Annotated in this window: 20 protein-coding genes; 8 read left to right on the top strand and 12 right to left on the bottom strand. The window is 71.4% G+C overall.

Translation table 11 applies throughout. The features are described from left to right. Window positions 1-27: 27 nt before the first annotated feature. Window positions 28-420: an SCO5389 family protein gene (locus ABTY20_RS03210; protein WP_351995288.1), complete on the bottom strand. Its 393-nt coding sequence runs from the start codon at window positions 418-420 to the stop codon at window positions 28-30. A gap of 289 nt (window positions 421-709) precedes the next feature. On the opposite strand from ABTY20_RS03210, the gene nucS reads away from it, so the two are divergent. Further along, entirely contained in the window at window positions 710-1381 is a 672-nt protein-coding gene (nucS, locus tag ABTY20_RS03205; RefSeq protein WP_351995287.1) for an endonuclease NucS, read from the top strand. A 69-nt stretch (window positions 1382-1450) separates the two neighbouring features. Here the strand turns inward: nucS and ABTY20_RS03200 are convergent, their stop codons facing one another. The 3 genes from ABTY20_RS03200 to ABTY20_RS03190 all read right to left on the bottom strand — a co-directional run bounded on the left by ABTY20_RS03200 (window position 1451) and on the right by ABTY20_RS03190 (window position 5565). After that, the gene (locus tag ABTY20_RS03200) at window positions 1451-3979 is read right to left on the bottom strand and encodes an ATP-binding protein (RefSeq protein WP_351995286.1); all 2529 of its coding nucleotides are present in this window, start codon (window positions 3977-3979) and stop codon (window positions 1451-1453) included. A 259-nt stretch (window positions 3980-4238) separates the two neighbouring features. Continuing rightward, window positions 4239-4562, bottom strand: coding sequence for an STAS domain-containing protein (locus tag ABTY20_RS03195; RefSeq protein WP_351995285.1), 324 nt, complete (start codon window positions 4560-4562; stop codon window positions 4239-4241). Between the two features lie 154 nt (window positions 4563-4716). Beyond that, window positions 4717-5565: a 3-hydroxyacyl-CoA dehydrogenase family protein gene (locus tag ABTY20_RS03190; RefSeq protein ID WP_351995284.1), complete on the bottom strand. Its 849-nt coding sequence runs from the start codon at window positions 5563-5565 to the stop codon at window positions 4717-4719. 272 nt (window positions 5566-5837) lie between these two features. On the opposite strand from ABTY20_RS03190, the gene ABTY20_RS03185 reads away from it, so the two are divergent. Continuing rightward, entirely contained in the window at window positions 5838-6500 is a 663-nt protein-coding gene (locus ABTY20_RS03185; protein ID WP_351995349.1) for a maltokinase N-terminal cap-like domain-containing protein, read from the top strand. A 6-nt stretch (window positions 6501-6506) separates the two neighbouring features. Here the strand turns inward: ABTY20_RS03185 and ABTY20_RS03180 are convergent, their stop codons facing one another. Continuing rightward, window positions 6507-7142, bottom strand: a complete 636-nt coding sequence (locus tag ABTY20_RS03180; protein ID WP_351995283.1) for a TetR/AcrR family transcriptional regulator — start codon at window positions 7140-7142, stop codon at window positions 6507-6509. A 91-nt stretch (window positions 7143-7233) separates the two neighbouring features. Here ABTY20_RS03180 and ABTY20_RS03175 point away from each other — a divergent pair, with 91 nt between their 5' ends. From ABTY20_RS03175 to ABTY20_RS03165, 3 genes are all read left to right on the top strand, one after another. Continuing rightward, the gene (locus ABTY20_RS03175) at window positions 7234-8016 is read left to right on the top strand and encodes an ABC transporter ATP-binding protein (protein ID WP_351995282.1); all 783 of its coding nucleotides are present in this window, start codon (window positions 7234-7236) and stop codon (window positions 8014-8016) included. A gap of 13 nt (window positions 8017-8029) precedes the next feature. After that, window positions 8030-8779 (top strand): ABC transporter permease, encoded by a 750-nt coding sequence (locus ABTY20_RS03170; RefSeq protein ID WP_351995281.1) that lies wholly within the window; start codon window positions 8030-8032, stop codon window positions 8777-8779. 96 nt (window positions 8780-8875) lie between these two features. After that, the gene (locus tag ABTY20_RS03165; protein ID WP_351995280.1) at window positions 8876-9448 is read left to right on the top strand and encodes a cob(I)yrinic acid a,c-diamide adenosyltransferase; all 573 of its coding nucleotides are present in this window, start codon (window positions 8876-8878) and stop codon (window positions 9446-9448) included. Between the two features lie 3 nt (window positions 9449-9451). Here the strand turns inward: ABTY20_RS03165 and ABTY20_RS03160 are convergent, their stop codons facing one another. Together ABTY20_RS03160 and ABTY20_RS03155 are read right to left on the bottom strand one after the other, a co-directional pair. After that, window positions 9452-9634 carry a DUF5708 family protein gene (locus tag ABTY20_RS03160; protein WP_351995279.1) on the bottom strand — a complete coding sequence of 61 codons (183 nt, stop codon included), beginning with the start codon at window positions 9632-9634 and terminating at the stop codon, window positions 9452-9454. Then, window positions 9631-10215 carry a hypothetical protein gene (locus tag ABTY20_RS03155; protein WP_351995278.1) on the bottom strand — a complete coding sequence of 195 codons (585 nt, stop codon included), beginning with the start codon at window positions 10213-10215 and terminating at the stop codon, window positions 9631-9633. The genes ABTY20_RS03160 and ABTY20_RS03155 overlap by 4 nt, the downstream gene beginning before the upstream one ends. Before the next feature lie 152 nt (window positions 10216-10367). Here ABTY20_RS03155 and ABTY20_RS03150 point away from each other — a divergent pair, with 152 nt between their 5' ends. From ABTY20_RS03150 to ABTY20_RS03140, 3 genes are all read left to right on the top strand, one after another. Next, a complete protein-coding gene (locus ABTY20_RS03150) occupies window positions 10368-11561 on the top strand; it encodes a sensor histidine kinase (protein WP_351995277.1) in 1194 nt (397 codons plus the stop codon). Next, complete coding sequence (locus ABTY20_RS03145; RefSeq protein ID WP_351995276.1) at window positions 11558-12199, top strand: response regulator; 642 nt, start codon at window positions 11558-11560, stop codon at window positions 12197-12199. Before ABTY20_RS03150 ends, ABTY20_RS03145 begins: the two co-directional genes overlap by 4 nt. A gap of 136 nt (window positions 12200-12335) precedes the next feature. Beyond that, window positions 12336-14162 (top strand): glycosyl hydrolase family 18 protein, encoded by a 1827-nt coding sequence (locus tag ABTY20_RS03140; protein WP_351995275.1) that lies wholly within the window; start codon window positions 12336-12338, stop codon window positions 14160-14162. Between the two features lie 192 nt (window positions 14163-14354). Here the strand turns inward: ABTY20_RS03140 and ABTY20_RS03135 are convergent, their stop codons facing one another. The 5 genes from ABTY20_RS03135 to atpA form a co-directional block, all read right to left on the bottom strand. Then, complete coding sequence (locus ABTY20_RS03135) at window positions 14355-14804, bottom strand: DUF2550 domain-containing protein (RefSeq protein ID WP_351995274.1); 450 nt, start codon at window positions 14802-14804, stop codon at window positions 14355-14357. Window positions 14805-14932: 128 nt separating this feature from the next. Next, complete coding sequence (locus ABTY20_RS03130; protein ID WP_351995273.1) at window positions 14933-15310, bottom strand: F0F1 ATP synthase subunit epsilon; 378 nt, start codon at window positions 15308-15310, stop codon at window positions 14933-14935. A gap of 131 nt (window positions 15311-15441) precedes the next feature. Further along, on the bottom strand, window positions 15442-16878 hold the full coding sequence (gene atpD, locus ABTY20_RS03125) for a F0F1 ATP synthase subunit beta (RefSeq protein WP_351995272.1): 1437 nt from the start codon (window positions 16876-16878) through the stop codon (window positions 15442-15444). After that, window positions 16878-17819 (bottom strand): F0F1 ATP synthase subunit gamma, encoded by a 942-nt coding sequence (locus tag ABTY20_RS03120; protein WP_351995271.1) that lies wholly within the window; start codon window positions 17817-17819, stop codon window positions 16878-16880. Before ABTY20_RS03120 ends, atpD begins: the two co-directional genes overlap by 1 nt. Before the next feature lie 21 nt (window positions 17820-17840). Then, window positions 17841-19430 carry a F0F1 ATP synthase subunit alpha gene (gene atpA, locus ABTY20_RS03115; RefSeq protein WP_351995270.1) on the bottom strand — a complete coding sequence of 530 codons (1590 nt, stop codon included), beginning with the start codon at window positions 19428-19430 and terminating at the stop codon, window positions 17841-17843. Window positions 19431-19527: the final 97 nt, after the last annotated feature.

The raw sequence follows: 19527 nt of genomic DNA, 5'->3' as shown, positions 1-19527 counted from the left end.
GGAGCGGCAAGCGAACGGTGGGGTGCCTCAGCAGTCGCGCAGTTCCGGGGACTGGTTCAGTATCTGACCGCGCATCGAGGTGAAGCGGGCCAGCTTCTCGTCGACCGAGGAGTCAAGCGGGAACACGGCCACCCGGTGGCAGTTCTGGAAGGCCAGCCGTACACCGAAGTGCCGTTGCAGCGCGCCGCGTATCGCGTCACTCGCGAGTGCACGCAGCAGCTGACCGCGTGCCTGCTCGTCCGGCGGGGGCGTCTGGTTGTCGGCGAAGGCTCCGCCGTCCACCTTCAGCTGGGCCACCAGGGAGCTGATCATCTCCCATGCGAAGGGCAGGGAGGTCCGGACGCAGTCGACGAATTCCGCTTCGTCGACCTCGCCTCGCTCGGCCTGTTCGAGTAGGGCCGGTGAGACGTCGAGCGACATGGGTTCTCCTCTCGCACCCCCGACGAACAGGGGTTGCCTGACAGATAGGGGAGCGCGCGACATCGGGCACGCTGCGTACACAGTTCGCGACCTCCCGTTCAATACCGTAAGCAACGGACGGTGACGGCACCAGGAGAATGCCCGGATGCGGGACTTCCTGTGGGCCGGTAATCGGCCACCGCCGAAACGCGTGTTTTCCCGGAGATTCAGGACGCGTCCCGGGGCTCCCGGGACTCCTGTGCGACGACGAATCGCGTCGGGGCGGGCCGGTCGAGTAGCGTTGCCGACCATGCGTCTCGTCATTGCCCGCTGCTCCGTGGACTACGCCGGGCGGCTCACCGCGCACCTGCCGTCGGCACCCCGTCTCATCCTGGTCAAGGCGGACGGCAGCGTCTCGATCCACGCCGACGACCGGGCCTACAAACCCCTGAACTGGATGTCGCCGCCCTGCACGCTGAAGGAGGGCAGCGGCGACGAGGAAGGCGTCTGGACCGTCGTCAACAAGGCGGGCGAGAAGCTCATCATCACGATGGAGGAGATCCTCCACGACTCCTCGCACGAACTGGGCGTCGATCCCGGCCTGATCAAGGACGGCGTGGAAGCGCACCTCCAGGAACTGCTCGCCGACCGCATCGAGACCCTCGGCGAGGGCTACACCCTCATCCGCCGCGAGTACATGACGGCGATCGGCCCCGTCGACATCCTGTGCCGGGACGCCGAGGGGCGGACCGTCGCGGTGGAGATCAAGCGGCGCGGCGAGATCGACGGCGTGGAGCAGCTCACGCGCTATCTGGAGCTGCTGAACCGCGATCCCCATCTCGCCCCGGTGCGGGGCGTCTTCGCCGCGCAGGAGATCAAGCCGCAGGCCCGGGTCCTCGCGACCGACCGGGGCATCGGCTGCCAGGTCCTCGACTACGACGCGCTGCGGGGCATCGAGGACGACAAGCTGCGGCTGTTCTGAGCGGTACGCCGCGACAGGACGGAGGGCCGGGTTCCGTGGGGAACCCGGCCCTCCGTCGTGCGCGGCCGGTCAGATCACCGTCTCGGGGCCGCCGGGCGTGCCGGCGGTGGCGCTCCGGGAGGCGGTCGCGGAGGTCTCCAGGGGGGCGGAGGAGACGGGTCCGTCGGCGGAGTTGCTGGTGGACGGCTCTCCCGGCGTGGTCCCGGGGTCCGTCGGCTCCTCGGTACCGGGGTCCGTCGGCTCCTCGGTGGGTTCCTCGGTCCCCGGATCGGACGGTCCCGGCGACGTGCTGCCGGACGGCTTGGGCGGCTGTGTCTTCGACGGCGTCCCGGACGGCGACGTCGACGGCTCCTCCGGCTCCTTCGTGGTGCCGCTCGGCTCCTCCGAGGGCTCCTCGGACGCGTCGGCCGAGGGCGTCGGGTCGTCGGAGGTGCCCGGGGTGCCGTCCGGGCCCGGGTCGGCCGGCCGGCCGGTGGCCTCGCCGGTGTCGCCGCCGCCCTCCTCGGCCGCCGGGTCCGCGTCGAGGCCGCCGTCGTCGACGCCCCGGCTGGCGGACGGGTTGACGCCGACGTTCTCCGACGGGGTGCCGGCGTCGTTCTCCGACGTGGCGCCCAGGGTGACCACCGTGCCCAGCACGGCGACGAGCAGCGCGCCCGCGCCGGCCGCCACCAGGTTGCGTCTGGCCAGCCCCTTGAGACCGCCGCCCGGCTTGGCCGGTGGCATGGACGGCGACGGCGAGGGCACCGTGCGGTGGACGACCGGGGCGATGTCGGTGGGCGGCTGGAGGTCGGGGAAGGCCGTCGGCGCCCCGCGCGGCGGTGCGGCCGGCTCCTCGTAGGGGGCCTCGGGCACCTCCTCCCCCGCGGCCGGCGCGATCGCCAGCGGGGTCCCGGAGCGGTCCGCGACCAGCGCCAGCGCCCTGCGCCCCGCGACGGTGCCGCGCTTGTCGGCGAGGGCACCGCGCAGCCCGATGGACGCCTCCAGTTCGGCGCGCGCCCGGTCGAGCTGTCCGGCGCACAGCGCGTGGACGCCGAGCTCGTGGTGGAAGTAGGCCTGTTCCGCCACGTCCCCCGCGAGCCGGGCGGCCTCCGCGCCGGCCCGCAGCGCCTTCTCCCAGGCGCTCCAGTGCAGACCCGCGGCGAACGCGGGCGCGGCGGTGCGGGCCAGCCGCACGGCCGTGCCCTGCTCGCCCTCGGCGGCGGCCGCGGTGAGCGGCGACAGCAGGGTGAGCGCGACGAGCACCGCGTCGGCCTCGGCGCAGACCCGTTCCGGGGTGACCGAGGGGTGCCCGGTCCACCAGGCGTAGTGCTGGGCGGCGGCGCGGGCCCGGTCCTCGGCCTCGTCGGCGTATCCGGCGGCCTCCAGCTGGGCCGGCACCCCGGCGGCGAGCCGGTAGCGGGAGCCGACCGGGGAGACCAGCCCGCAGGCGACCAGCTCGCCGAGCGCGGCGTCGGCGTGGGTGTCGCCCACCAGGGCGGGCAGGTGCGCCTGGTGGGGCACCTCGCCGTCGAGCGCGACGGCGAACCGCAGGGTGGCGCGGGCGGAGGCACTGAGCCGTGAGGCGAGCAGCGGGGCGGGGGCGGCGGCCTCGCCGAGCGAGGGCAGCGGCACCTCGTCGCCGTCGGCGGGCTCGCAGGACGCCTCCTCGGGCCGTACGTCCTCGAAGACGCCGAACTCGTCGACGGCCCCGGCGCCGGCCCGCAGCCGGTCGCGCTGCCGCAGCAGGGCGCCGGCCTGGACGAAGCGCAGCGGCAGTCCCTCGGACTCGAACCAGAGGTCGCCGGCCCAGTTCGACTCCTCCTCGGTGAGGCTCCGGCCGACGGCGTGCTCGAGCAGTTCGAGGCCGGCCGCGCGGTCGAGACCGGGCAGGGCGACCTCCTCGACGCCGGCGGCGGCGGACGGCTCGGGCACGTCCGGGGTGGCGCCGAACAGGAAGGCGCACTCGGGGGTGGCGTCCAGCAGCTCGTCGAGGGCGGCGCCGCCGAACTCCAGGTCGTCGAGGACCACGACGGCGCCGATCTCGCGGACGCGGTCCGCGACCTCGTCCCGGTCCGGGCGGTGCAGCGGGGCGTCGTGGACGGCGTGGAAGAGGTCGTGCAGCAGGTCGTCGGCGGAACGGCGGTGGCCGTTCAGGCGGACGACCCCGTCGGGGGCGAGGTCCGCGCAGTCCTCGGCGACGACGTCGAGGAGCCGGGTGCGGCCTGAGCCCGCGGGGCCGGTGAGCCGTACGGAGCGGCCGCGGGCCAGCAGCCGGACCAGCCTCTCGCGCTCGTCCTGACGGGCCAGCAGCGGCAGCGGGAGCTGCGCGGGTCCCGGCGGGACGGGCGGCCTGGCGGCCCGCTCGACCTCGGCGCGCCCGTCCTCGGTGCGCTTCGCGGGGCGGGCCGGCCGTTCGGCGGGCGGGCAGGGTTCGATCTCGCTGCCGTCGACGGGGTTGACGGTCAGCAGGAAGTCGCCGGAGACGAGCCGCACCGTGCGGACGAGCGCGGGCTGCCCGAAGTCGGCGGTGAGGGATTCCCGGGGCGTGCGCTGGCGCGGCGCGGGGCCCGCCCCGCCTTCCCGGCCGTAGTCCTCGGGTTCCGGGTTGTTCGGGTCCATAGGTCCTAGCCCCCCAAAAGCGTCGTGGCTGAAGCCCTCCCCGGCCTCGCTGCACACCGCGCTGTCGCTTCTGGTCCGGGCCCGCTCGAGGGTTGCAAGGCAGCGGGCAGCCGAACCCTAAACCTTCGCTCAGTATCTACGACAGTCCGGGGTACCGCGCGGTCCGAGACATCACGGTCTCGTGAGGATTGTGCGCGTCGCACGGTTCGACGAGGTCGGTCCGGGTCCTCGAGGGTCGTCCGTCCCGCCCCCTACGGCCTCATACGCGGGGCAGTGTGTCCACCCCGATGCCCCCCTCGATCGCCAGGATGCGGTGCAGCCGGGTGGCCACCAACAGGCGCTGCATCTGCGGCGGTACGTCCCGCAGCACCAGGCGCCGGCCGCAGCGGCCGGCCCGTCGGTGGGCTCCCATGATCACGCCGAGTCCGGTGGCGTCCCAGGAGTCCAGGTCGGACAGGTCCAGCACCAGGTCGCCGACTCCGTCGTCGACGGCCGAGTGCAGGACCGTACGGGCGTCCGCCGCGCTGCGGACGTCGAGGCGGCCCCCGACGACCAGCTCGGCGTGGTCGCCCCTGATGTACATATGCGCTCCCCGTGGTGCGTCTCGTGCTCCGCGTTTCCTGATGGCCGACGGCGCAACCTCTGACTGCGCGGCGGCGGCCGAGGTTGCTGCCTGTGAGCGAACCGATACCGAATTCACCCCGGCGTGTGATGCGCGCCGGGGCGGGTGCACGGCGTCAGTGCTCGTAGAAGCCCTGCCCGCTCTTGCGGCCGATGTCACCGGCGTCAACCATCCGGCGCATCAGCTCGGGAGCGGCGAACTTCTCGTCCTGGGACTCGGTGTAGATGTTGCTCGTGGCGTGCAGCAGGATGTCCACACCGGTGAGGTCGGCGGTGGCCAGCGGTCCCATGGCGTGGCCGAATCCCAGCTTGCAGGCCAGGTCGATGTCCTCGGCGCTCGCCACGCCCGACTCGTACAGCTTGGCGGCCTCGACGACCAGGGCGCAGATGAGGCGGGTGGTGACGAAGCCGGCGACGTCGCGGTTGACGACGACGCAGGTCTTGCCGACCGACTCGGCGAACTCCCGCGCCCTGGCGAGGGTTTCGTCGCTCGTCTTGTAGCCGCGGACCAGTTCGCACAGCTGCATCATCGGCACCGGCGAGAAGAAGTGGGTGCCGACGACCCGCTCCGGGCGCTCCGTCACGGCCGCGATCTTGGTGATCGGGATGGCGGAGGTGTTGGAGGCGAGCACGGCGTCCTCGCGCACGATCTTGTCGAGGGCGCGGAAGATCTCGTGCTTGACCTCGAGCTTCTCGAACACGGCCTCGACCACGAGGTCCGCGTCCGCACAGGCGTCCAGATCGGTGGTCGCGGTGATCCGGGCGAGGGCGGCGTCGGCGTCGTGCGCCTCCATCCTGCCCTTGCCCACGAACTTGTCGTACGACGCCTTGATCCCGTCGGTGCCGCGGGTGAGCGCCTCGTCGGTGACGTCCCGCAGGACGACGTCCCAGCCCGCCTGGGCGGAGACCTGGGCGATGCCCGATCCCATGAGGCCGGCTCCGATGACGGCGAGCTTGCGTGCCACTGTGCGACTCCCCTGATACGCGCTGTCGTTGTTCTCTCCGGGCGGACACTAGCGGGCGTCAGGGTCCCTGTGACTGACTTAGTAACGCGTTTCACGTCTCACGGAGTGAGACTCCCGTCACGTCCCCCGTGGCGGGCCCGGCCGCCCTCCCCGCGGTGCGGCGCCGGGCGCCCCGCACCCTCCACCCGCCCTGCGCGACCCCCGGGTTGCGGACCGCGGCGGACACCGGGGTAGGAGTGCCGGTGACCGTTCGACCGGAGGAGAACCCCCGCATGGCCGTGATCCACCGCACCACCCTCAAGCCGACGAAGCTGGAACTGCTGACCTCCTGGCTGCCTTCGCGCCCCTGGTACCACTCGGGCGGGCAGGAACCGCGGTTGACCCGGGCCGGCGGTTTCCGGCTCGACGACCCGGAGGGGGAGGTGGGCATCGAATTCATGATCGTCACCGACGCCTCCGGCCCCGCCCCCACCACCTACCTGGTGCCGCTCACCTACCGGGGCGCCCCGCTCGACGGGGCGGAGCACGCCCTGGTCGGCACCACCGAGCACGGCGTCCTCGGGAAGCGCTGGGTCTACGACGGCTGCCACGACCCGGTGGCCGTCGCCGAGTTGGCGGCGCTGGTCGAGGGCCGCGTGCGGGCCCAGGCCCAGAGCGTCAGCGACACCCCGGACGAGGAGGTCACCCGCGCCTGCGCGGGCGAGACCCCGGTGCCGGCGGAGTTCACCTCCGTCGAGGACACCCCGGAGCACACCGAGCTGTCCGCGCCGGACGGCACCACCCTGCGGGTCCTGCGCACCCTGCGGCCCGCTCCGGACGACTCACCGCTTCCCGGTCCGGGAGCGGCGGGTCATGTCGCGGGCGCGTGGGAGGCGCCCGACGGCACCCGCGTGCGGGGCCTCCTGTGCGTCCTGCACGCGACCCCTCCGGCGTAGCCCGGCTCAGCCGCGCACCGCGTAACCGAGCACCTTGTCGCTCAGCAGCTCCTCGACGTCGTCGACGAGTCCGAGCACCTCGCGCGACACCTCGGCCGGTGCGCGGCCCTTCATCATCTCCCGGCCGATCGTGACGAACACGGTGCTGTGGATCCAGCAGATCTGACCGGCCACCAGGCCCGGCAGCGGGTCGTCGGGGGCGGCGCCCGTCTCCTCGCGGAGCGCCGCCTCGAGGTTGTCCTGGATCTCCTGCTGCAGGCTCCACAGCCGGGAGCGCAGCGGCGGGGAGTCGTGGATGACGCGCATGAAGCGGTCGTAGCCCTCCATCAGGCCCATCCGGGGTGACACCGCCTCGATGTCGGCGCGCAGTTCGCGCAGTACGGCGTGGGCGGCCGACTCCCCGGCGTCCCGGCCCCGGACCCAGCGGGCGAGCTGGTCGACGACGCCCTCGGAGCGGTCGAAGAAGAGGTCCTCCTTGGCGGGGAAGTAGTTGTAGACCGTGTTCACGGAGACGTCGGCGGCCTCCGCCACCTCCGCCATCGTCACGGTCACGAAGCCGTGCTCCAGGAACAGTCCGGTGGCGATGTCCGAGATCCGCTGCCTGGTCTCGCGCTTCTTCCGCTCCCTGAGCCCCTCTGCCATGCCCCTCATCGTAGGTCGGCCCGATGATCATTGGGCTTCCTGAAATTTTGGAGTCGTTGCAAAATTTGAGTCACTCTGTTTTTCTGGGGTCATGGCAATCATCCGTACGGCCGGACTGGCCCGTACCTTCCAGACCAAGCGCGGCCCGGTGGAGGCCGTGCGCGGTGTCGACCTCACCGTCCGCGAGGGGGAGATCCTCGGTTTCCTGGGTCCCAACGGGGCCGGGAAGACCACCACCCTGCGGATGCTCACGACCCTGCTCGCCCCCACCGGCGGCGCGGCCACCGTGGCCGGCCACGACCTGGCGACCGACCCCGCCGGGGTCCGGCGGGCCTGCGGCTACGTGGCGCAGTCCGGCGGGGTCGATCCGCAGATCACGGTGCGGGAGGAGCTGGTCACCCAGGGCCGTCTGTACCGGCTCGGCACGGCGCGGGCCACCGAGCGCGCCGAGGAGCTGGCCCGCGACCTGGACCTCACCGGGCTGCTGGACCGCAAGTGCGCCGCGCTCTCCGGCGGCCAGCGGCGCCGCCTGGACATCGCGATGGCGCTCACCCACCGCCCCGCGGTGCTGTTCCTGGACGAGCCGACGACCGGTCTCGACCCCGGCAGTCGCGCCGGCCTGTGGGACCTGGTGCGGCGGCTGCGCGACGAACACGGCACCACCGTGTTCCTGACCACCCACTACCTCGACGAGGCGGACGCGCTCGCGGACCGGCTGGTGGTCGTCGACCGGGGCGCGGTCGTCGCCGAGGGCACGCCGGGCGCCCTGAAGCTGGAGTACGGCGGCTCGATCGACGCCTCGCTCCAGGACACCTTCCTCGCCATCACCGGCCGCGGCGCCGCCCCGGCCGACGCCGCCCCCGTAGCCGTATAGGACACCGACACCCGTGCTGCTCCACGACACCGCGCTCATCTACGGGCGCTATCTGCGCCAGTCCCTGCGCTCCCGCTTCGCGCTGCTCTTCGGCGTGCTGATGCCGCTGCTGTACCTGCTGTTCTTCGGCCCGCTGCTGACCGGTCTGCCGCTCGGCGGGCAGGGCAGCTCCTGGCAACTGCTGGTGCCGGGCCTGCTGTTGCAACTCGGCCTGTTCGGCGCCTCGTTCGCCGGTTTCACCATCATCATCGAGAAGGGGCAGGGGGTGGTCGAGCGGATGCGGGTCACGCCGGTCAGCCGCCTCGCCCTGCTGCTGGGCCGGGTCCTGCGGGACGCCACGCTGTTCGTCTTCCAGGCGGTGCTGCTGGTGCTGGCGGCGCTGCTGATGGGGCTGCGGGCACCGCTGGCCGGCGTGCTGATCGGCTTCGCCTTCGTCGCCCTGCTGACCGTGTCCCTGGCCGCGCTGTCCTACGCGCTCGCCATGAGGATGGACACCCCGCAGACGTTCGGGCCGACGATCAACGCCCTGACGATGCCGTCGATGCTGCTGTCGGGCCTCATGCTGCCGATGACCCTGGGGCCCGCCTGGCTGGACGTGCTGTCCCACCTGATGCCGTTCCGCTATCTGGTGGACGCGATGCGGGACGCCTACGTCGGCGCCTACGCGACGGCCCACATGCTCTACGGCGCCGTCGTCGCCGTCGGCCTCGCGGTCCTCGCCGTGACGGTGGGCACACGCGTGTTCCGGACGGCCGGAGCGTGACCAGAGGGTGTCGTCCGGATCCTGCCGGGATCGCGGGCCCCGGCACCGCTCACCGGAGCCTGCCTGGTCCGGAACGGCACCCCCTAGGCTGGCCCCATGGTCAACCTGACGCGTATCTACACCCGAACCGGCGACAAGGGCACCACGAACCTCGGTGACATGAGCCGGGTCGCCAAGACCGATCTGCGGATCTCCGCCTACGCCGACAGCAACGAGGCGAACGCGGTGATCGGCACCGCGATCGCGCTGGGCGGTCTGGAGGAGGAGGTCGTCGAGGTCCTCACCCGCGTCCAGAACGACCTGTTCGACGTCGGCGCCGACCTGTCGACGCCGGTGGTGGAGAACCCCGCGTACCCGCCGCTGCGGGTCGAACAGTTCTACGTCGACCGGCTGGAGGCGGACTGCGACCGCTTCAACGGGGAGCTGGAGAAGCTCCGCTCCTTCATCCTGCCCGGCGGCAGCGCGGGGGCGGCCCTGCTCCACCAGGCCTGCACGGTCGTGCGCCGGGCCGAGCGCTCCACCTGGGCGGCGCTGGAGGTCCACGGGGAGACCATGAACCCCCTCACCGCCACCTACCTCAACCGCCTCTCCGACCTGCTGTTCATCCTGGCCCGCATCGCCAACAAGGAGACCGGGGACGTCCTGTGGGTGCCCGGCGGGGAGCGCTGAGCCCTACCGGCGCGCGGCCCGGTACAGGCCCAGCAGGACCTCGGCGCCGCCGACGCACATCAGCACCACGCCGGTCTTGACGGGGTCGACCACCGGCAGGTCCACGCCCCCGGCGAACAGCCACAGCCCCAGGCCCGCCACCAGCGTGGCGGACCCCGCGAGAAGATTCCTGAACGCCCGCGTCATCGGCCGACACGCTCCTTGCTCGGGTCCGGCCCGGCCGGGGACCCGCCCGCCGGGGCCTTCTTCGGCCAGATCCAGTAGGCCAGGGCCACCAGGCCGTGGATGCCGGCCGCCCGCCAGGCCGTGGAGCGCCATGCCTCCAGGGAGGTGGTGCGGCTCGGGTCGTCGACGTACCAGATGGCGAGCTGGAGCAGCACCGTCGCCACGACGGCGGCCGTCAGGGTGCCCAGCCACACCTTGGCCTCGTGCCGGGCGCGGGCCATGCCGTAGCGCGGCGGGCCCGGTGGCCTGGGCGCGCCGCCCAGCCGGTGGGCGGCGTGCCCGTCGAGCCACTTCACGGTGCGGTGGCCGTGGCCCACGGTGTAGCCGATGTAGAGCGCGGCCAGGCCGTGGGTCCAGTTCGGCTCGGCGCCGTTCCTCAGGTCCAGCGCGGTGGCGACCAGCAGGACGACCTCCAGCAGCGGCTCGCACAGCAGCAGCGCGAGGCCGGCCCGGGGCTTCCTCAGCAGATAGCGGCAGGCCAGTCCGGCGGCCAGCAGCACCCAGAAGCCGATCTCACAGGCGGCGATCAAGGCGACGATCACGGTTCGCTCCCTTCGGTCACCCTTTCAGGCTCCCGTGCGGACCGGCCCGTTTCGTCGTCGCCGCCGACGAACCCGGAGTACATCGAAGGATGCAGTCCAGGACCGTCCGCGGGGATCAGGCGCCGGGTGCGCGCACCGTGTTGGATGGTGCCATGGCCGTACGACCGCCCCGCCCCCGCCGCTTCGACGTCCACGTCGCACTGGGCGGTCTGCTCGGCGGGCTGCTCCTGTGGGGCGTCGGCCTGGCCACCCGTCCGCACACGGAGCCGTACGTGCTCCTGCCCGGGCGCTGGCCCCTTCTGCTGCCGCTCGTCGTCATGGCGGCCTGTGAGCTGCTGCGCCGCAGCGCCCCCCGCACCGCCCTGCTGATCGGCACACCCGCGCTCGTGCTGGACCTCGTCACCCAGGGCAACCTGGTCACGATCCTGATGTACACCGACCTGATGTACGCGGCCGTCCTGTACGGGCCGCCCGCCTCGGCCCACCGCATCCCGCGGATCACCGGGCTGCTCTCGGTGGCCGGGACCGTGGTGCCGTTCGCCGTCTGGCGCGAGCCCGAAGCGCTGCTCATCGGCGTGCTCATCGGCTTGGTCGCCTTCGGGCCCGCCGCCACCGGCCTGATCGTGCGCAACCACCGCGACGCCGCCGAGGCCGCCCGGCTGCGCGCCGAACAGACCGCGCTGCTGTCGGAGGTGGACCGCGTCCAGGCGGTGACCGCGGAACGCTCCCGGATGGCACGGGAGCTGCACGACATGGTCGCCAACCACCTCTCCGCCATCGCCATCCACTCCACGGCCGCGCTCTCCCTGGAGGACGAGAGGACCTCCCGCGAGGCGCTCGCCGTGATCCGGGAGAACAGCGTCCAGGGGCTGTCCGAGATGCGACGGCTCATCGGCATCCTGCGCGACGGGGCCGGCGACCGGGAACCCGCCGCGACCCCCACCCTCGACGGCCTCGGCGCACTGGTCGAGGGCGCCCGCGCCAACGGACTGGACGTCGTCCTCGACGCCACCCACGACTCCCTGCCCGCACCGGTCGAGCTCGCCGCCTACAGGATCGTGCAGGAGTCGCTGACGAACGCCCTGAAGCACGCCGCGCCGGGAACGGTGGCCGTGCGGCTGCGCCGCCTCGACGACGGCCTCGACATCCGGGTGACCAGCCCCTACGGCGGCCGGGACACCCCGCGCGCACCGGGGTCCGGGGCCGGGCTGATCGGCATGCGGGAGCGGGCGGCCCTGCTGGACGGCACCTTCGAGGCCGGCCCGGAGAGCGGTCCGGACGGCACGCTGTGGGCCGTACGCGCCTGTCTTCCCGTCACCGACACCACCCGAGGAGAGCTGGAATGATCCGGGTCCTGGTCGCCGAGGACCAGTCCGCCGTCCGCGCCGGACTGGTGCTGATCCTGCGCAGCGCGCCCGACATCGAGGTGGTCGGCGAGGCGGAGGACGGCGAGCGGGCGGTGGCCCTCGCCCGTGAACTCCGCCCCGACCTGGTGCTGATGGACGTGCAGATGCCGCGCCTGGACGGGGTGTCGGCGACCCGGCGGGTGGTCGCGGAGGGGCTCGCCGACGTGCTGGTGCTGACCACCTTCGACCTCGACGAGTACGTGTTCGGGGCGCTGCGGGCCGGGGCGGCCGGGTTCCTGCTGAAGAACACGGACGCTAAGGACCTCATCGCCTCGGTGCGCACGGTGGCGCGCGGGGAGGGCGTCGTCGCCCCGGCCGTCACCCGGCGGCTGATCGCGGAGTTCGCCGCGAAGCCCGCCCGCCGGGCGACGGCCGATCCGGCGGTCCTCGACGCCCTCACCCGGCGCGAGCGCGAGGTGCTGTCCTGTCTGGGCGAGGGGTTGTCCAACGCCGACATCGCGGCCCGCCTCGACATGGCGGAGGCGACGGTGAAGACGCACGTCAGCCGTCTGCTGGGCAAGCTGGAGCTGCGCAGCCGGGTGCAAGCGGCGGTGCTCGCTCAGGAGTTGGGGCTCTGACGGGGACCGGCACAAGTTCCGGGACAGTGGTCCAGACCTATTGACCCGTGGTCCAGACCTTTCTATTCTCGCGGCACTGCGGGCGTGATGGCTCAGTCACGCCCCCAACGGCTTCTCCCCCATAAGGAGGCGCAGCATGCGCTTCAGACACAGAGCCGCCGCGGGGTTCGCGACCCTGCTGCTCCCCGTCGCCGGCCTCGTCGGCCTCGCCACTCCCGCCCAGGCCGCCACCTCGGCGACCGCCACCTACGCCAAGACCCAGGACTGGGGCTCCGGCTTCGAGGGCAGGTGGACGGTGAAGAACACCGGCACCACCGCCCTCAGCTCCTGGACCGTCGAGTGGGACTTCCCCTCCGGCACCAAGGTCACCTCCGCCTGGGACGCCACGGTCACCAACTCCGGTGACCACTGGACCGCCAAGAACCTCGGCTGGAACGGCACCCTCGCCCCCGGGGCGTCGGTCTCCTTCGGCTTCAACGGCAGCGGCACCGGCGCCCCTGCCGGCTGCAAGCTCAACGGCGGCAGCTGCGACGGCGGCCCGGAGGTCCCCGGCGACGCGGCCCCCTCCGCCCCCGGCACCCCGACCGCCTCGGACATCACCGACACCTCGGTGAAGCTGTCCTGGTCGGCGGCGACCGACGACAAGGGAATCAAGAACTACGACGTGCTGCGCGACGGCGCCAAGGTCGCCACCGTGACGGGCACCTCGTACACGAACACCGGTCTCACCAAGGGCACGGACTACTCGTACACCGTGCAGGCCCGTGACACCGCCGACCAGACCGGTCCGGTGAGCGGCGCGGTGAAGGTCCGCACCACCGGCGACGACGGCGGCGGCCAGCCGGGCGGCGAGAAGGTCAACCTCGGCTACTTCACCGAGTGGGGCGTCTACGGCCGCAACTACCACGTCAAGAACCTGGTGACCTCGGGCTCCGCGTCCAAGATCACCCACATCAACTACGCGTTCGGCAACGTCAAGAACGGTCAGTGCACCGTCGACGACACCTACGCCGCCTACGACAAGGCCTACACCGCCGACCAGTCGGTCAGCGGCCAGGCCGACACCTGGGACCAGCCGCTGCGCGGCAACTTCAACCAGCTGCGCCAGCTGAAGGCGAAGTACCCGCACATCAAGGTGCTGTACTCCTTCGGCGGCTGGACCTACTCCGGCGGCTTCGGCCAGGCGGCGGCCAACGCGGCCGCGTTCGCCAAGTCCTGCAAGCAGGTCGTGGAGGACCCGCGCTGGGCCGACGTCTTCGACGGCATCGACATCGACTGGGAGTACCCGAACGCCTGCGGTCTCACCTGTGACACCAGCGGCCCGGCGGCGTTCAAGAACCTCTCGCAGGCCCTGCGCGCCGAGTTCGGCAAGGACTACCTGATCACTGCCGCCATCACCGCGGACGGCTCGGAGGGCGGCAAGATCGACGCTGCCGACTACGGCGGCGCCGCCCAGTACCTCGACTGGTACAACGTGATGACCTACGACTACTTCGGTGCCTGGGACAAGGCCGGCCCGACCAACCCCCACTCGCCGCTGACCTCGTTCGCCGGCATCCCGAAGGAGGGCTTCAACTCGGCCGCCGCGATCGCCAAGCTCAAGGCGAAGGGCGTCCCGGCGAGCAAGCTGCTGCTCGGCATCGGCTTCTACGGCCGCGGCTGGACCGGCGTCACCCAGTCCGCCCCCGGCGGCACCGCCACCGGCCCGGCGGCCGGCACCTACGAGGCGGGCATCGAGGACTACAAGATCCTCAAGAACTCGTGTCCGGCCACCGGCACCTTCGCGGGCACGGCCTACGCCCACTGCGGCACCAACTGGTGGTCGTACGACACCCCGGCCACCATCAACACGAAGATGGCCTGGGCCAAGAACCAGGGTCTGGGCGGAGCCTTCTTCTGGGAGTTCAGCGGTGACACCGCCAACGGTGAGCTGGTCAGCGCGATCAGCAACGGCCTGAAGTAACCCTCGGGCACCACCACGCCGCGTCCGCCCTCCCCCGGGCCTCGTCCGGGGGAGGGCGGACGTCGTCACGTCACCTTCCCCCGCTGTCCGGGCTCCGCCCGGGGAAGGCGGACGGCGTTGCGCCACCTCCGCCCTCCCCCGCGGCTCCGCGACCGGGGGGCACCCCCGCCCGGCGGGGACCCGGACGCCGCTCTACGCGACGTTCACCCGCTGTCCGGGCGGGGCCGCCTCGAGCCACGCGAGGAAACCGGTCAGCGCGTCCTCGCTCATCGCGAGCTCCAGCCGCGTGCCCCGGTGCAGACAGGCGAGGATCACCGAGTCCGACAGCAGCGCCAGCTCCTCCTCGCCCTCGGGGAAGCGGCGGCCGGCCACCTCGATCGAGGAACGCTCCAGGACGCGGCGCGGGCGGAGGGCGTAGGAGAACACCCGGAACCATTCGACCCGGTCACCGTTGTACCGTGCCACCCCGTACGCCCAGCCCTTGCCTCCGGAGTCGCCGCCCGACTCGGGCGCGTCCCAGCGCAGGCTGCAGTCGAACGTCCCGCCGGACCGCTGGATGAGGCGGCGGCGCAAGCCGAAGACGAAGAGCCCCACCACCAGGAGGGCCACCACGATTCCGCACACAGTCAGAGCGAGGACCATCGACACCGACCTCCTCGTCTCCTAGGTAACGGAACGGAAAAATCATCCAGATCTGCCTCAGCCGCGACCGGCTCCGGATCGCTCCGGTGCCGGCCGCGGCTGAGTGACGTCATCCCACCGCGTCGGTGTCAGCGCCCTGCCGTCGCCGTCCGCAGACGGACGTCCGCGCGGCGCTCGGCCTCCGCGTCGTCCTCCGCCTTCGCACGGGCGAGCTCCTGCTCCGCGCGCTGGACGTCGATCTCGTCCGACAGCTCGGCGATCTCGGCCAGCAGCGACAGCTTGTCGTCCGCGAACGAGATGAAACCGCCGTGCACCGCGGCGACGACCGTCCCGCCCTCACGCGTGCGAATGGTCACCGGGCCCGACTCCAGCACACCGAGCAGCGGCTGGTGACCGGGCATGACGCCGATGTCGCCGGACGTGGTGCGCGCGACGACCAGGGTGGCCTCGCCGGACCAGACCTCTCGGTCGGCCGCGACCAGCGCGACGTGCAGCTCAGCAGCCAAGGTGGCTCCTCGGGTCACCACCCGGCGGTTGTGCCGGGTGTTGGTTACAAGTCTAAGGGGCGTGACCGAGGGGGCGGGACGTACCCGCCCCCTCGGGTGTGAACCTCAGGGGTTCACGGTGAGCCTGATGCTCAGGAGACGCCCAGCTCCTTCGCGTTCTTCTTCAGGTCCTCGATGCCACCGCACATGAAGAACGCCTGCTCCGGGAAGTGGTCGTACTCACCGTCGCAGATCGCGTTGAACGCGGCGATCGACTCGTCCAGCGGCACGTCCGAACCGTCCACGCCGGTGAACTGCTTGGCGACGTGGGTGTTCTGGGACAGGAAGCGCTCCACGCGACGGGCACGGTGGACGACGAGCTTGTCCTCCTCGCCGAGCTCGTCGATACCGAGGATCGCGATGATGTCCTGCAGGTCCTTGTACTTCTGCAGGATGTTCTTCACGCGCATGGCCGCGTTGTAGTGGTCCTGCGCGATGTAGCGCGGGTCCAGGATCCGGGACGTGGAGTCCAGCGGGTCCACGGCCGGGTAGATGCCCTTCTCCGAGATCGGACGGGAGAGCACCGTCGTCGCGTCGAGGTGGGCGAAGGTGGTGGCCGGGGCCGGGTCGGTCAGGTCGTCCGCGGGGACGTAGATCGCCTGCATCGAGGTGATCGAGTGACCGCGGGTCGAGGTGATGCGCTCCTGGAGGAGACCCATCTCGTCGGCCAGGTTCGGCTGGTAGCCCACCGCGGAGGGCATGCGGCCGAGCAGGGTCGACACCTCGGAACCGGCCTGGGTGAAGCGGAAGATGTTGTCGATGAAGAACAGCACGTCCTGCTTCTGCACATCGCGGAAGTACTCCGCCATGGTCAGACCGGCGAGGGCCACGCGCAGACGGGTGCCCGGGGGCTCGTCCATCTGGCCGAAGACCAGGGCGGTCTTGTCGATGACGCCCGACTCGCTCATCTCGTCGATGAGGTCGTTGCCCTCACGGGTGCGCTCACCGACGCCGGCGAACACCGACACACCGTCGTGGTTGTTGGCGACGCGGTAGATCATCTCCTGGATGAGCACCGTCTTGCCGACGCCGGCACCGCCGAACAGACCGATCTTTCCACCCTTGACGTACGGGGTGAGGAGGTCGATGACCTTGACGCCGGTCTCGAACATCTCGGTCTTCGACTCGAGCTCGTCGAAGTTCGGGGCCTTGCGGTGGATCGGCCAGCGCTCGCCCGTGTACTGCTCGTCGACGTTCAGCACCTCACCGAGGGTGTTGAACACCTTGCCGGTGGTGAAGTCGCCGACCGGCACCGAGATGGAGGAGCCGGTGTCGGTCACCGGGGCCTGGCGGACCAGACCGTCGGTGGGCTGCATGGAGATGGTGCGGACCAGGCCGTCACCCAGGTGCTGGGCGACCTCGAGGGTCAGCGTCTTGAGCTCGCCCTCCTTGGCCGGGTCGGCGACCTGGACGTGCAGGGCGTTGTAGATGTCCGGCATCGCGTCGACGGGGAACTCCACGTCGACGACCGGGCCGATGACCCGGGCGACGCGGCCCGTGGCCGTCGCGGTCTCAACAGTGGTGGTCATTAGTTGTCACTCCCCGCGTTCGCGTCGGCCAGGGCACTGGCGCCACCGACGATCTCGCTGATTTCCTGGGTGATTTCGGCCTGGCGAGCCGCGTTGGCAAGACGGGAGAGCGTGTTGATCAGCTCGCCCGCGTTGTCGGTGGCCGACTTCATCGCGCGCCGCGTGGCGGCGTGCTTCGAAGCGGCCGACTGGAGCAGCGCGTTGTAGATCCGGCTCTCGACGTACCGCGGCAGCAGCGCGTCGAGGACGTCCTCCGCCGAGGGCTCGAAGTCGTACAGCGGCAGGATCTCGCCCTTGGTGGTGCCCGCGGCGTCAGCCGCAGATGTCCCTGCCTGCGCGACCTCTTCGAGGCGCAGCGGAAGCAGTCGGGAGTCGACCGCCGTCTGCGTCATCATCGACACGAACTCGGTGTAGACGATGTGGAGCTCGTCCACGCCGCCGTCCGCCGTCTCCGCCTGGAGCGCCTCGATCAGCGGGGCCGCGACCTTCTTGGCGTCCGCGTACGAGGGCTCGTCGGTGAAGCCCGTGAACGTCTCCGCGATCTTGCGCTCACGGAAGTTGTAGTGGGCGACACCGCGCCGGCCGACGATGTACGTCTCGACCTGCTTGCCCTCGCGCTCCAGGCGCTCGGTCAGCTGCTCCGCCGCCTTGATGGCGTTGGAGTTGAAGGCGCCGGCCAGGCCGCGGTCGCTCGTGAGGAGCAGGACCGCGGCACGGGTCGGGTTCTCCGCCTCCGTGGTGAGCGGGTGCTTGGTGTTCGACCCGGTTCCGACCGCCGTGACCGCGCGGGTGAGTTCCCGCGCGTACGGCGTGGAGGCCGCCACCTTGCGCTGCGCCTTGACGACGCGCGAGGCGGCGATCATCTCCATCGCCTTGGTGATCTTCTTGGTCGCGGTGACGGATCGGATGCGACGCTTGTAGACCCGGAGCTGGGCTCCCATGAGTCAGGTCCCTTCCTTACGTCACTTGGCGACGGACGGGGCGTCCTCGCCGAGCAGCTTGCCGTCGCTCGTCTCGAACTGCTTCTTGAAGGCCGCGATCGCCTCGGCCACGGCCTGCAGGGTGTCGTCGGACATCTTGCCGCCCTCGCGGATGGAGGTCATGAGGCCCTGCTCGCTGCGGTGCAGGTACTCGAGCAGCTCCTTCTCGAAGCGGCGGATGTCGGCGACCGGCACGTCGTCCATCTTGCCGGTGGTGCCGGCCCACACGGAGACGACCTGGTCCTCGGTGGACATCGGCTGGTACTGGTCCTGCTTCAGCAGCTCGACCATGCGCTGACCGCGCTCCAGCTGCGCCTTGGACGCGGCGTCCAGGTCGGAACCGAAGGCGGCGAACGCCTCCAGCTCGCGGAACTGGGCGAGGTCCACGCGCAGACGGCCGGAGACCTGCTTCATCGCCTTGTGCTGCGCGGAACCGCCGACTCGGGAGACGGAGATACCGACGTTCAGCGCGGGGCGCTGACCGGCGTTGAACAGGTCCGACTCCAGGAAGCACTGGCCGTCGGTGATGGAGATGACGTTGGTCGGGATGAACGCCGAGACGTCGTTGGCCTTGGTCTCGACGATCGGCAGACCGGTCATCGAGCCGGCACCCATGTCGTCGGAGAGCTTGGCGCAGCGCTCCAGCAGGCGGGAGTGCAGGTAGAAGACGTCACCCGGGTAGGCCTCACGGCCCGGCGGGCGGCGCAGCAGCAGGGAGACGGCGCGGTAGGCGTCGGCCTGCTTCGACAGGTCGTCGAAGATGATCAGGACGTGCTTGCCCTCGTACATCCACTGCTGGCCGATGGCCGAGCCGGTGTACGGCGCCAGGTACTTGAAGCCGGCCGGGTCGGACGCCGGGGCGGCGACGATGGTCGTGTACTCCAGCGCGCCGTTCTCCTCCAGCGCGCGGCGGACCGACGCGATGGTGGAGCCCTTCTGGCCGATGGCGACGTAGATGCAGCGGACCTGCTTCTTCGGGTCGCCGGAGCGCCAGTTGTCACGCTGGTTGATGATCGTGTCGACGGCCAGGGCGGTCTTGCCGGTCTGGCGGTCGCCGATGATCAGCTGGCGCTGACCACGGCCGATCGGGGTCATGGCGTCGACGGCCTTGTAGCCCGTCTCCATCGGCTCGTGCACCGACTTGCGCTGCATGACCGTGGGGGCCTGCAGTTCGAGGGCGCGGCGGCCCTCGGTCTCGATCTCGCCGAGGCCGTCGATCGGGTTGCCGAGCGGGTCGACCACGCGGCCGAGGTAGCCCTCGCCGACGGCGACGGACAGCACCTCGCCGGTGCGGGTGACCGGCTGGCCCTCCTCGATGCCACTGAACTCACCGAGGACGATGGCACCGATCTCGCGCTCCTCGAGGTTGAGGGCGAGGCCGAGGGTGCCGTCCTCGAACTTCAGCAGCTCGTTGGCCATGGCCGAGGGAAGACCCTCGACCTTGGCGATGCCGTCGCCGGCAAGGGTGACCGTACCGACCTCCTCGCGCGAGGCCGCGTCCGGCTTGTACGACTGGACGAAGTTCTCCAGCGCGTCCCGGATCTCCTCCGGCCGGATCGTGAGCTCCGCCATCTGAGTTCCCTGCTCTCCTTGTTGGGCCCGAAGTTTCACTTGGGGGGTATGGGGACTCCCCCCAATATGAGGTGAATCCTCTGCACGGCCCAACCAG

This window comes from Streptomyces sp. NPDC126497 (assembly GCF_040302425.1).
GTDB lineage: Bacteria > Actinomycetota > Actinomycetes > Streptomycetales > Streptomycetaceae > Streptomyces.
Note: the sequence above shows the minus strand (reverse complement) of the source record. Positions and strands in the feature narration are given on the sequence as shown.